Here is a 13874-nt window from a genome sequence, read left to right on the forward strand (position 1 = left end):
TCACGGGATGAGCGAATACGACCCTCAATACGGGTCAGAGGGCGTGGACCGGCTGCCCTTTTCCACTGAAGAGAAGTCGCAGCGCTACCGGACCGAGAACTATCGCGGCGCCGTGGGTCTCAATTGGTACCGCACCGATCCCACCCTGCAGTTCACGATGGCGTACTACCTGCGGCCCGACGAATTGGCCGTGGTGGAGCCCCATTTGACGGGCATGGGTGAGCTGATGGGCGGCCCGGTGGCGCGGTGGGCCGAGGAGACCGACCGCAACCCGCCGCGGCTGGAGCGCTACGACCGGTGGGGACACGACGTGAGCCAGGTCGTCATGCCGGCATCGTTCAGGCAGTCCAAACGCGCGGTGCTCGACGCCCAGCAGGCCCTGCGCGGCGAGGCGCGGGCCGCCAAGGTCAGCTCGGGCCTGCCCCTGTTCGCGTCCAACTACCTGCTCAATCAGGCCGATATCGGGATGGGCTGCGCCCTGGGCACCGGCGGCGGCATGGTCCAGTCGCTGGTGGCCGCCTACGCGCCGGCCGACGTGCGGGAGCACGTGCTGGCCAAGTTCGCCTCCGGCGAGTGGGCCGGGGAGACGGCGCAGTTGCTGACGGAACGCACCGGCGGCTCCGACCTGGGCGCGCTGGAGACGACGGCGCGACGCGCAAGCGGCGAAGACGGAGAAGTCTGGTTGCTGAACGGCTTCAAGTGGTTTGCGTCGAATTGCGCGGGTGAGGCGTTCGTCGTGCTGGCCAAACCCGAGGGCGCCCGCGACTCGAGCCGCGGCGTCGCAAACTTCCTCGTGTTGCGCACCCGCCGCGACGGCACCCGTAACGGGGTTCGGGTGCGGCGGCTCAAGGACAAACTCGGCACCCGCTCGGTCGCCTCGGGCGAGGTCGAGTTCGTCGATGCGGAGGCGTTCCTGCTGTCCGGCGAACCGAGCGACCCGACGGGCCCGTCCGACAGCAGGGGACTCGGCCGCATGATGGAACTGACCAACGCCGCTCGACTCGGCATCGCCCTCTTCGGGCTCGCCAACGCCCGTCGCGCCCTCGTCGAATCGCTGTGCTACGCCCGGCAGCGGCACGCGTTCGGTGGGCCGCTCATCGACAAGCCCCTGATGCGGCGCAAGCTTGCCGAGATGATCATCGACGTCGAGGCGGCGCTCGCGCTCGTCTTCGACGGCACCGGCGCCGCCAACCATCGGCAGCCCCGCGCGATGCGCCAGCGCATCGCGGTGCCCGTCACCAAGCTCAGGGTGTGCCGGCTGGGGATCACCGCGGCGTCCGACGCGATCGAAATCCACGGCGGCAACGGCTATATCGAGACGTGGCCGGTGGCCCGGCTGCTGCGCGACGCGCAGGTGAACACGATCTGGGAGGGCCCCGACAACATCCTGTGTCTCGATGTGCGGCGCGGCATCGAGCAGTCCCGCGCGCACGAGACGCTGTTGGCGCGGCTGCGCGACGCGGTATCGGTGTCGGACGACACCGGGGATGGCGGGGCGACAACTCGCTTGGTGGCCGGGCGCATCGAGGACCTCGACGCGGCGATCACGGCGTGGAGCAAGCTCGACAGGGAGGTCGCCGAGGCGCGGCTGTTCCCGCTGGCCCAGTTCATGGGCGACGTCTACGCGGGTGCGTTGCTCACCGAGCAGGCCGCCTGGGAGCGCGACACCCGTGGCGGTGACCGCAAGGCGCTCGTCGCGCGGCTGTACGCGCGGCGCTACCTCGCCAATCGGGGTCCGCTGCGGGGTATCGACGCCGAATCCGACGAGGCGCTGGAGCGTTTCGACGAACTCGTAGAAGGCGCGCTGAGGGTCTAGTCACTCGCGAGCAGACGCAAAATCGCCCGATTTCGAGACGAAAAGGGGGATTTTGCGTTCCCCCGCGAGCGGGAGGTGCCCCAGCTCGCCGTAAAAACTAGACCGGGATCAGGCCGTGCTTGCGCGCTACGCGGAACCACAGCTGCTTGTCCCGCAGCAGGTGCATCGACTTGCGCAGCAGCAGCCGGGTCTGGTGCGGGTCGATGACCGCATCAATGAAACCCCGCTCGGCGGCCGTCCACGGGATCGCCATGTTGAGGTTGTAGCCCTCGATGAAGTCCTTCTTGATCTGCTGCGCCTCGGGCGTGGTCGGGTCGGGGAACCGCTTCATCAGCAGCTGCGCGGCGCCCTCGGCGCCGATCACCGCGATGCGCGCGGTGGGCCAGGCGAAGTTGAAGTCCGCGGTCAGCTGCCGAGATCCCATCACGGCGTAGGCGCCGCCATAGGACTTGCGGATCGTGATCGTCACCTTCGGCACATCGGCCTCGACCACCGAGTACAGGAACCGGCCGCCGCGCTTGATGATGCCGTTCTTCTCCTGCTCGGCCCCCGGCAAGAACCCGGGGGTATCCACCACGAACACCAGCGGAATTTCGAACGCATCGCAGAACCGGATGAAGCGCGCGGCCTTGTCGGAGGCTTCGTTGTCGATCGACCCGGCCAAGTACATGGGCTGGTTGGCGACCACGCCGACCGGACGCCCATCGACCCGGGCGTACCCGGTGATGATGGCCGGGCCGTGCTGCGCGGCGACGTCGAGGAAGTCGCCGTCGTCGAAGATCCGCAGCAGGATCTCGTGCATGTCGTAGACCGCATTGTCGGAGTCCGGCACGATCGCGTCGAGCTCCAGATCGGTCGGCGTGATCTCCGGCTCCAGCCCGGGATTGACGACCGGCGGCTTGTCGAAGCAGTTCGACGGCAGGAACGACAGGAAGTCGCGCACGTACTGGAACCCCTCGGCCTCGGAGTCGACAACCTGATGGATGTTGCCGTAGCGGGCCTGCGCGTCGGAGCCACCGAGCTCATCGAGGCTGACGTCCTCTCCGGTGACCTCCCGGATCACGTCCGGCCCGGTGACGAAGAAGTAGCCCTGGTCGCGCACCGAGACGAGCAGGTCGTCCTGGATCGGCGAATACACCGCTCCCCCGGCGCATTTGCCGAAGATGAGGGAGAGCTGCGGCACCACCCCCGACAGCGCCTCGTGACGGCGGCCCAGCTCGGCGTACCAAGCCAGCGAGGTGACCGCGTCCTGGATCCGGGCGCCGCCGGAGTCCTGGATGCCAATGATCGGGCACCCGACCATCGCGCACCACTCCATCAGCCGGGCCACCTTGCGGCCGAACATCTCGCCGACCGTGCCCTGAAACACCGTCTGGTCGTGGGAGAACACCCCGACCGGCCGGCCGTCGATCATGCCGTGGCCGGTGACGCAGCCGTCACCGTAGAGCGCGTTCGGGTCATTAGGGGTTTTGGCCAGCGCCCCGACTTCGAAGAACGTGCCGGGATCGAGCAGCGCGTGGACGCGGGCGCGCGCGCTCGGCAGACCCTTCTTGTCGCGCTTGGCGACGGCCTTCTCGCCGCCGGGTTCCTTGGCCAGCTCCAGGCGAGCATGCAGCTCGGCCAGCTTCTCCGCTGTGGTGTGCTGAACGGGCGCTGGCCCTGGAGCTGGCACGGTCTCCGTCACTACTTGACTACCTCACTCGTCCGGCTGGTTTTTGCCGCGATCCCGTTCAGAGCCTGGGTCATGTGCGCGCCCACCTTGGCGATGATCGGCTCGTCGATGGCCTGGATGTGCTCGCCACCGATCGGCACGACCTCGAGGTCGGACACGTGCTCGCCCCAGCCGCCGTCCGGCTTGCGGGTGGCGTAGCGCGGCTCGAACATGATCGCGTCGTCATGGTAGCGATCGGCCATGTAGAGCGTCACGTGCCCGTCGTAGGGCTGGATCTCGGCGGTGTCGATGGCCCGTTGGTCCAGGTACGACGTGCGCTGGTGTTCGATGATCCCGGCCGGGATCTGCACACCGCTCGCCTTGACCGCGTCGAGCACCAGCTGAACTTGGCCCGCGTCGTCGAGGTCCTCGAGCTGTTCGTAGGGGATCTCGTCGATGGTGACGTTGAAGGTCTTTTCGGCGAACCGGGCGTAGCGGTCCCAACGCTTGCGGATCTCCTCCTTGGTCTGCGGGATCTCCTCGCCCGGACGCACGGCGTCGATGAGGCCGACCCATTCGACGTCCTTACCCATCCGCTTGAGCCCGATCGCGCAGGCGTAGGCCAGCGCGCCGCCCAGGGACCAGCCGGCCAGGATGTAGGGTCCGTCGCCCTGCATCTCTATCAGCTTCGGAACGTATTGCGCAGCACGCTCTTCGAGCGTGCCTTCGACCCGTTCGAGGCCGTACATCGTGGTGTCAGAGGGCAATCGGTTGAGCAGTGGCTCGTAGACCACCGTCGAGCCGCCCGCCGGGTGGAACACGAACACCGGCGGCTTCGTGCTGCCCACGGGCCGCGCCCGCAGCGTGCGGACGAACCCGTCGACCACCCCGGCCTCCAGGTACTCGCGCACCTTCTCGGCCAGCGCCTCGATGTTCTCCGACGTCAGCACGTCCTCGGCGGTGATCGGACCCTCGGCGCGCTCCGAGAGGCGCTGCGCCATCTTGGTTGCTGCGTCGTTGTCGAGCTTCGGCAGCGGATTGAAGATGCCACCCGGCGACTTGCCGGTCACGATTGCCCACGTGGCGAAGGTCACGCGCTCGGCGGCGTCGCGCGGCGGTACATCGGAGTTGAGCGCCTTGGCGATCGCCTCCTGGTTGAGCGCTTCGGCCGCGGCCGCGAGGTTCGGCTGCCCCGCCCCATTAGCGCTGGGCCCCGACGGATTCGTCGGCGGCGGCGGGATCGGGACGTCCGAAGCCGGCGCTTGCGTCTCCGGCTCGGCTTGCGGGTCGGGGGCCGGCGCCACCACCGAGGCGGGCGACGCGCCACTGATCAATTCGGCCTGCGCCCGCGCAATTTCCTCGGCCGTCTGGGTCTTCTGGTGCTCGTGCAGCTCCTGGACCTCGTCGCGGTGCTGCACCGCGTACTCGATCAGCTTCTCGACGGCGTAGAGGTTGGCGTCGCGTACGGCCGTCAACTGGATCGGCGGAAGGTCGAAGTCGTATTCGACGCGGTTCTTGATCCGCACCGCCATCAGAGAGTCGAGCCCCAGCTCGATCAGCGGCACCTCCCACGGCAGGTCCTCGGGCTCGTAGCCCATCGCGGCCCCGACGATCGCGCCGAGCCGCTCGGCGATGGTCTCGCTCGAGTCCGGCGACCACTTGGTGAACCCGCTCGGCATGTAGCGGTTGGTCAGGCTGTCCCCCAGCGTTCCCGGCGCGTCCTCGGCGGGAGCCTCCGGCACGGCCGCCACCGCTCCCTCCCCGTTGGCCGGGGACGCGATCGCCATGCCGGCGCCGACATGGGCGATAGAGGCCGGCAGCACGGACTCGGAGCCACCCCGGGTCACCAGCGCGTCGTACACCAGCGTGAAGGATTCGTCGACGCGCGCGTGCACCTGGACCGACGCACCGCCGGGATGCCGGGTCAGCGTGGTCACCAGCTTGGCGCCCTCCGCCGGCTTCGCGCGCTCCTCGGCCGCCGTCAGCTGCGCGTCCGGAAGCACCTCGGCCGCAGCGGTTTTCACCAGCGCCGACAGGTCCGTCAGGCCCCGGGGCGCGTACTCCCAGACGTGGCGGCCGTCCGGCAGCGCGACATGGTTGCCCGGCATGATCACCGCGCCGCTGCCGGTGCCGACGTGCACGTCCAGCCAGTGCTCCTTGCGCTTGAACCGGGTCGGCGGGATGTTCGCAAAATCTTCGGGGGCTACGACCCCAGCGGCGTGGGTGAACAACGTCCGGGCGTCCAGGTCGTGACCGTAGACATACAGCTGCGCCATGGTCGAGACCATCGACTCGACCTCGTCCTGCTTGCGCGCCAGCGTCGGGATCAACTGGGCATCATGCAGGCCGGCATCCGCGGTCGTCAGACCCACCTGCATCAGCGCCACCGGGTTGGGCGCCAGCTCCAGGAACGTGGTGTGCCCGCTGTCGACGGCATTGCGGATCCCGTGGGTGAAGTACACGGAGTGCCGCAGGCCCTTCTTCCAATAGTCGACGTCGTGGATCGGGTCGCTACCGGGCTTGACGTAGCTGCCCTCGTGCACCGTCGAGTAGATGCCGCACGTCGGGCTCATCGGCTTGATGCCCTGCAGCTCCGCGGCCAGCTCCCCGAGCAGCGGGTCCATCTGCGAGGTGTGGCTGGCGCCCTTGGTCTGGAACTTTCGGGCGAACTTGCCCTCGGATTCCGCGCGGGCGATGATCGCGTCCACCTGCTCCGGCGGGCCGCCGATGACGGTCTGGGTGGGCGCGGCGTAGACACACACCTCCAGATCGGGGAAGTCGGAGAACACGGTCTTGATCTCGTCGGCCGAGTACTCCACCAGCGCCATCAGCCGGATGTACTCGCCGAACAACATCGCCTCGCCCTCGCCCATCAGGTGCGAGCGGGAGCAGATGGCCCGGGTGGCGTCGCGCAGCGACAGCCCCCCGGCGAAGTAGGCCGACGCGGCCTCGCCCAGCGACTGGCCGACCACCACGCCGGGCTTGGCGCCGTGATGCTTGAGCAGCTCACCCAGCGCGATCTGGATCGCGAAGATGGTGACCTGGGTGGTCTCGATGCCGTAATCCTGCGAGTCGTCCAGGATCAGCTCGAGCACCGAGTAGCCCAACTCGTCCTGGACCAGCGCGTCGACCTTCTCGATCCACTCGGCGAACACCGCGTCGCGCAGGTACAGGCTCTTGCCCATCTTGCGGTGCTGCGCGCCGAACCCGGCCAGCACCCACACCGGGCCGTTGCTCACCGGCCCGTCGACGCTGAACACGTTGGGCCGCTGCTTGCCCTCGGCGATGGCGCGCAGGCCCTTGATGGCCTCGTCGTGGTCGTGCGCCAGCACCACCGCGCGCGAGCGGCCGTGGTTGCGGCGCGAGAGCGACCGGCCGATCGATTCCAGCGACGACGCCTGGCCCTCGGGGCTTTCCATCCAGTCCGCGAGTTCGGCGGCCGCGACCTTTTTGCGGGAGGTCAAGAACGCCGACACCACGAGCGGGATAAGCGGTGGCGAAACTTCTTGTGCCGCAAGCTCTTCCAGCGCCGCCTCTTTGAGGCGCAGCGCCTCTTCGGTGACGCCCGGCAGTTCGGGCTCTTCCACCTCGGGCGCGGCAGCGTCGGTGATGATGTTGCCGAAGTCGTCGAACCGCAGCGAATGCGCGTCGAACGTGGGCGCCTCGGCCGCTTCGGCGGCCGCCTTGACCTCCGGAGCCGATTCCGGCTCACGCGCCTCTTTTGCTTCTTTTTCAACCACGTCACGCGGTAAGACCTCGCGCACCACCACGTGCGCGTTAGCCCCGCCGAAGCCGAAGCTCGACACCCCGGCCAGCGCGTAGCCGCCGTAGCGGGGCCAGTCGGTGGCCTGGTCGATCACCTTCAGATGCATCGCGTCGAAGTCGATGTACGGGCTCGGGCCGGCGAAGTTGATGGACGGCGGCAGCTTGTCGTGCTGCAGCGACAGCACCACCTTGGCCATGCTGGCCACACCGGCGGCCGACTCCAGGTGCCCCACATTGGTTTTCACCGCGCCCAGCAGCGCCGGACGGTCGGCCGGACGCCCCCTGCCGACGACGCGGCCCAGCGCCTCGGCCTCGATCGGGTCACCCAGGACGGTGCCGGTGCCGTGCGCCTCGACGTAGTCGACGGTGCGCGGATCGATGCCGGCGTCCTTGTAGGCCCGGCGCAGCACGTCGGCCTGCGCGTCCTGGTTCGGCGCGATCAGGCCGTTGGACCGGCCGTCGTGGTTGACCGCGGTGCCCGCGATCACGGCCAGGATCTGGTCGCCGTCGCGGCGGGCGTCGTCGACCCGCTTGAGCACCAGCATGCCGGCGCCCTCCGACCGCGTGTAGCCGTCGGCGTCCGACGAGAACGACTTGATCCGGCCGTCGGGGGCCAGCACCGCGCCGATCTCGTCGAAACCCAGCGTCACCGCCGGCGTGATCAGCGCATTGACACCCCCGGCCACCGCCACATCACATTCGCCGTAGCGCAGCGCCTGCACGGCCTGATGGATCGCCACCAGCGAGCTCGAGCACGCGGTGTCGACCGCGACCGAGGGCCCGCGGAAGTCGTAGAAGTAGGACACCCGGTTGGCGACGATCGAGGTCGCGTTGCCGGTGATCGCATATGGGTGCGCGACGGTCGGGTCGGAGATGGCCAGGAAGCCGTAGTCGACGTTGGAGACGCCGACGTACACGCCGACCGCCTCGCCGCGCAGGCTCGACGCCGGGATGCGGGCGTACTCGAGCGCCTCCCAGGTCAGCTCCAGCGCCATCCGCTGCTGCGGGTCGATGTTGTCGGCCTCGGTCTTGGCGATCGCGAAGAACTCGGAGTCGAACCCCTTGATGTCCTTCAGGTAGCCGCCACGGGTGCGGGCCTTCGCGACCCGCTCGGCCAGCCGCGGCTCTTCGAGGAATTCCTCCCAGCGGCCCTCGGGCAGGTCGGTGATGGCGTCGCGGCCCTCCAGCAGCGCCTGCCACATTTCGTCGGGGCTGTTCATGTCCCCGGGCAGCCGGGTGGACAGGCCCACGACCGCGATGTCCACCCGCTCGGCGGGTCCCTTGCGCGACCAGTCGGCAACGTCGTCGCCCGATAGGTCCGGTTCGGGCTCGCCCTCGACGATCCGGGTCGCCAGCGATTCGATGGTCGGATGCTGGAACGCGACCGCGACCGACAGCGTGACGCCGGTCAGGTCCTCGATGTCGGCCGCCATCGCCACGGCGTCCCGCGACGACAGTCCCAGCTCGACCATCGGCACCGATTCATCGATCGAATCGGGCGCCTGCCCGGTGGCACTGCCCACGTAGTTGCGCAACCACCGGCGCATCGCCGGGACGGTCAAGTCGGTCTTCTCGGCGGGCATATTCTCCGGGGACTCGTCTATATCAGTCATTAGCTACCTTGGTCAGGATTCGGTGGCGAAGGCCGTCGGCGACCCGACACCACTGCGCAGGCTGCCGTCGAGGTAGGCGGCCCGGCAGGCACGCCGCCCTATCTTGCCGCTGGACGTGCGCGGGATGCTTCCGGCCGACACCAACAGCACGTCGCGCACGGTCACCCCGTGCCCGACGGCGATGGCCGCCCGGACGTCGTCGGCGATGGGCTGGTAGTCCAGCTTGTGCGTGCCGGCGGCGCGCTCACCGACGATGACCAACTGCTCCGAGGTGTCCTCGGAGTCGAACTTCAGGCCCACGTGCGGGTTGTCGAACACCGCTTGAGGCAGCTGGTTGGCCGGCACGGAGAAGGCGGCCACATAGCCGGCCCGCAGCGCCTTGGTGGATTCCTGCGCCGTGTATTCGAGGTCCTGCGGATAGTGGTTGCGACCGTCGACGATGACCAGGTCTTTGATCCGGCCCGCTATATAGAGGTGGCCGTCGTGGTAGGTGCCGTAGTCGCCGGTGCGCACCCACAGTCCGTCGTCGGCGGCGCCCTCGGCATGCGAGTGCTGGATACGCGACTTGAGAATGTTCCGGAAAACCTGCGCGGACTCTTCTTCCTTGCCCCAGTAGCCACCGCCCAGGTTATTGCCGTGCAACCAGATCTCGCCGATCTGCCCGTCCGGCAGCTCGGTGGCCGAGTCGGCATCCACGATGGCTGCCCACTCGTCGACGCCGATCTTCCCGGCGGAGACCTGCGCGACGGCGTTGGGCGCGTCGGTGGCCACCTCGACGAAGCTGCCCTGGTTCAGCGCATCCCGGTCCACATGGATGATCCGCGGCTTCTCGTCCTTCGCGGTGGTCGAGACGAACAGCGTCGCCTCGGCCAGACCGTACGCGGGCTTGATGGCGGTCTCCTTCAGTCCGTACGGCGCGAACGCCTCGTAGAACTTGCGCAGCGACGCCGGCGACACCGGCTCGCTGCCGTTGAGGATCCCCTTGACATTGCTCAGGTCCAGGGGTGGCTCGTCGTCGCGCGGCAGGCCGCGCATCGCGGCGTGCTCGAACGCGAAGTTCGGCGCGGCCGAGAATACGCCGCCGGTTTCGCCTGGCTTGCGCGCGAGTTCGCGGATCCAGCGCCCGGGCCGGCGCACGAACGCGGCAGGCGTCATGAAGGTGAAGCTCTGGCCGAGCACGGGGGCACACAGCGCCGTGATCAGACCCATGTCGTGGAAGAACGGCAACCACATGCAGCCGCGGTCACCTTCGGTGCCCTCCAGGCCAACCAGCACCTGCAGCACATTGGTGGGCAGGTTCAGGTGGGTGATCTGTACGCCGGTCGGGGTACGAGTGGATCCGGAGGTGTACTGCAGGTAAGCAATGGTGTTCTCGTCGGCTTCGGGCGGCTGCCAGGTCGCGGCCACCTCGGTGGGCACGGCGTCGACGGCGATGACGCGGGGCCGTTCCCTGGCCGAACGGGCGCGGATGAATTTGCGGACGCCTTCGGCGGCGTCGGTGGTGGTCAGGATCGTCGACGGGGCGCAGTCGTCCAGCACCGCGTGCAAGCGGCCGACGTGACCCGGTTCGGCCGGGTCGAACAGCGGCACCGCGATCCGGCCGGAGTAGAGCGCGCCGAAGAAGGCAATAAGGTAGTCCAGGTTCTGCGGGCACAGTACGGCGATCCGGTCACCCGGCTCGGTGACCTGCTGCAGACGGGCGCCGACGGCGCGGTTGCGGGCGCTGAAATCCGACCAGGAGATATCGCGCGCGACACCGTCGCGTTCGGTGGAGAAGTCCAGGAATCGATAGGCCAGCTTGTTGCCGCGAACCTTCGCCCACTTCTCGACGTGACGAACCAGGTTCGTGTTGTCCGGGAACCTGATCTTTCCGTCCACGATGAACGGGTTGTGGTACGCCATGCCGCCCTCTCCTGTCACAACCATCTCGGTCGGCTTCGCCGACAACCGTCTCGATGTCGGTCTCGCCGACTTACATCTCTGGCGTCGGCTTCGCCGACGGGTCCTCTATACACGAGCCGGCCCGCGCACGGCGCGCTGGTCCGTGGCGGTGCCCCGCCAGCTTCGACCCCGAAGGCCGCACCGAAGTTCTGATTGCTCTTAATTTTCTCTTAATGTTAAGGGTCGCCCCGCGGCAGAACAAATCACAAGGTACCGCCGATCGCGTCACGGATTCGCCTACGTCGCGGCCATGTCACCCATGTTTGGGGTGCGGCGCGTTTTCGATGAGCCCATGTGCCCAGTTCAGCGTCCAATCGGTCGCCGGCGCCCCGTCCAGATTCCAAAACTGGGTCGTGGCATACAGCGCGTGGACCGGCTGGCCGGCGCCGCCGGCCAGGGTGTTGAGCGTCTCGGGTAGCTTGGCGACGCTGAACGCCTCGTTCGGTGCGGAGCAGATGAGATCACCCGGCGCACAGATCTCGTTCGTCTTGCTGTTCAGCGCGCCGAAGCCGCCCGGCCGCGCGCCGGTCATGGTCAGGCCGAGCCCCGACAGCACCGGCACCTCGTGCAGGGTGATCTCGGCGCCCTCGCCGGGCGGGTTGGGCCCGACGTCGTTGCCCACCCCGTCCTGGCGACGGCCGTCCGCGATCAATGTCACACCGAGCACCAGGTCGTCGTCGACGGGTCCGCGGCCGTTGCCGATATCGCTGGCGATGTCGCCGATGATCACCGCCCCCTGGGAGAAGCCCATCAGCACGTAACTGGTCAACGGGCACTTGTTGTTCAGGTCGGTCATCGCCTGGACGGTCGCGCGGGTGCCTTCCGCTCGGCTTTCGTTGTAGGACATCTGCGTGTCACCGCTCAACGGATTGTGGAACTGCGCGGTGTAAGGGGTGGTGTAAATCTGCACCCGGGATGACGGGAACTGCTGAGAAATCTCCGTGGTTGCCTTGTGCAGCAATGCATTCGGGAACTGCAGCGGGTTGAGCGGATTGTCCTGCGGGGCGGACTCCCAGGTACCCGGAACGTTGATCACTTGCACATCGGGACACGAGGCGTCCTGGGACGCCGGTCGCGGCTTGTGCGGGTGGGTTGACGTGGAGGGCGGCGGCAGGACGCCAGGCGGCACCGCGCTGGGCGGCGATTCGGGGCTGCGCAACAGCATGACCACGGCCACGGTGACCAACAACACGACGCCGGCCACCGCGAGGGCGGCAATCCAGGCGAGGGTCCGATGGCGTTTGCGCCGCGCGCTCGTCGTCATGTTCTCCTGCTAGCAGAGTCGATCGCAGCGCGGACGTCCCGCCTCTGCTGCACTCCCTACACGGTACCGACTTCCGCGCCGCACCCCTGGGGCCCCAAAGCGCTGCCTGACTAGCGGATCGCTCCGGCGATGTCGCCCGACATGGCTCCCAGCTGCCCCGACCACGAGCCCCAGCCGTTGTCACCGCCGCCCGGGAAGTCGAAGTGGCCGTTGTGGCCGCCGACGCTGCGGTACTGCTGGTAGAACATCCGGCTGTTGCCCATTGCCTCACCGGCCTGGCCGATCATGGCGGCGGGATCGCTGGCCGCATCGGTGGTCGGGCTGTAGACCCACACGCGGGTGTTGTTCTGCGCCAGCAGGGACGCGTGCACCCACGGGTCGTGCCACTTCCACCGGCCCAGCTGGGGCGCCCCCCACATCCCGTTGCCGTCCACGCCGCCGAATTGCTGCAGCCCGGCCAGGATCGAGCCGTTCGTGGTGGTGTTCGATGGGTACAGGAAACCGGACAGCGAACCGGCGAAGCCGAAGCGGTCGGGGTGGAAGGTGGCCAGTGCCATCGCAGCATAGCCGCCCTGGGAGGCGCCCACGGCGGCGTGGCCACCGGGTGCCAGCCCCTTGTTGGCGGCCAGCCAGTTGGGCAACTCGCTGGACAGGAAGGTGTCCCACTGCTTGCTGCCGTCGTTCTCCCAGTTGGTGTACATGCTGTAGGCGCCGCCCGCGGGAGCCACCACCGAGATGCCCTTGCCCGCCAGCGTGTTCATCGCGTTGCCGGCGGTGACCCAGTTGCTGACGTCCGGGGCGGCGTCGAAGGCATCCAGCAGATAAACCGCGTGCGGACCGCCGGCCAGGAAGGCCACCGGGATGTCGCGGCCCATCGCCGCCGACGGGACCATCAGGCTTTCATAACCCGCCGCCCTGGCCAGGCCGCTGGATGCCGTCGTCGCTAAAGCCAAAGCCACCCCCAGCCCAACCGACAGTGCGGCGGCGCAGAACACCCGCAGAAGCGCTGACAGACCCCGTACGACACCCATGTCCACCCTCCATCGTCTAGTCGCTGAATGCACATTAACCAGCGCCGCAACGCGCCCGGTCCGCAGGGTAGTGAAATAGACCACACCCGGACGCCGATAAACCAACGGCGGCGACCCGCAATGGATCGCCGCCGTCAGTCGCGTTGCTATCTGTTAGGTGCCCGTGCCCTGGTTGCCAGCGGCAGCGGCCGTGGCCGGACCGGCGCCCGGGGTGGCGCCCAGCGTCGCCTGCAGGTCCGGTTTCATGGCCTGGACCTGTGCGCCCCAGTACGGCCAGTCGTGGGTGCCGTTGGCGTCGAAGTTGAACACCGCGTTGTGGCCACCGGCCTGGTTGTAGGCGTCCTGGAACTTCAGGTTGCTGGTCCGCACGAAGCCCTCGAGGAACTTGGCGGGCAGGTTGTCCCCACCCAGGTCCGACGGCTTGCCATTACCGCAGTACACCCAGATGCGGGTGTTGTTGGCGACCAGCTTGCCGACCTGCAGCGACGGATCGTTGCACTGCCACGCCGGGTCCTCCTTCGGGCCCCACATGTCGGCGGTCTTGTAGCCGCCCGCGTCACCCATGGCCAGGCCGATCAGCGACGGCCCCATGCCCTGCGACGGGTCCAGCAGCGCCGACAGCGAGCCGGCGTAGACGAACTGGTTCGGGTGATAGGCCGCCAGGATCAGCGCCGACGACCCGGCCATCGACAGACCGACCGCCGCGTTGTTCGTCGACCGGACCTGCTTGTTGGCCGACAGATACGCCGGCAGCTCGCTGGTCAGGAAGGTTTCCCACTTGTAGGTGGTGCAG

The 13874-nt window shown here is 68.2% G+C and carries 7 protein-coding genes; 1 reads left to right on the forward strand and 6 read right to left on the reverse strand.

Annotated features, from left to right (window positions below; all coding sequences use genetic code 11):
• Positions 1-7: 7 nt before the first annotated feature.
• Positions 8-1816 carry an acyl-CoA dehydrogenase family protein gene (locus JWP83_RS02795; RefSeq protein WP_297725561.1) on the forward strand — a complete coding sequence of 603 codons (1809 nt, stop codon included), beginning with the start codon at positions 8-10 and terminating at the stop codon, positions 1814-1816.
• Positions 1817-1913: 97 nt separating this feature from the next.
• Here JWP83_RS02795 and JWP83_RS02800 read toward each other — a convergent pair whose 3' ends face one another.
• The 6 genes from JWP83_RS02800 to JWP83_RS02825 form a co-directional block, all read right to left on the reverse strand.
• A complete protein-coding gene (locus JWP83_RS02800; protein WP_297725571.1) occupies positions 1914-3488 on the reverse strand; it encodes an acyl-CoA carboxylase subunit beta in 1575 nt (524 codons plus the stop codon).
• An 11-nt stretch (positions 3489-3499) separates the two neighbouring features.
• Positions 3500-8845, reverse strand: coding sequence for a polyketide synthase Pks13 (gene pks13, locus JWP83_RS02805; RefSeq protein WP_297725563.1), 5346 nt, complete (start codon positions 8843-8845; stop codon positions 3500-3502).
• Positions 8846-8857: 12 nt separating this feature from the next.
• Positions 8858-10747 carry a long-chain-fatty-acid--AMP ligase FadD32 gene (fadD32, locus tag JWP83_RS02810; protein ID WP_297725573.1) on the reverse strand — a complete coding sequence of 630 codons (1890 nt, stop codon included), beginning with the start codon at positions 10745-10747 and terminating at the stop codon, positions 8858-8860.
• A gap of 292 nt (positions 10748-11039) precedes the next feature.
• Positions 11040-12050, reverse strand: coding sequence for a cutinase family protein (locus JWP83_RS02815; protein WP_297725565.1), 1011 nt, complete (start codon positions 12048-12050; stop codon positions 11040-11042).
• A gap of 110 nt (positions 12051-12160) precedes the next feature.
• Positions 12161-13081: an alpha/beta hydrolase family protein gene (locus JWP83_RS02820; RefSeq protein ID WP_297725567.1), complete on the reverse strand. Its 921-nt coding sequence runs from the start codon at positions 13079-13081 to the stop codon at positions 12161-12163.
• 153 nt (positions 13082-13234) lie between these two features.
• The coding region (locus tag JWP83_RS02825; RefSeq protein ID WP_297725569.1) for an alpha/beta hydrolase family protein at positions 13235-13874 on the reverse strand (640 nt) is incomplete at its 5' end.

Origin of the sequence: Mycobacterium sp. (assembly GCF_025965855.1) — a bacterium.
Lineage (GTDB): Bacteria > Actinomycetota > Actinomycetes > Mycobacteriales > Mycobacteriaceae > Mycobacterium.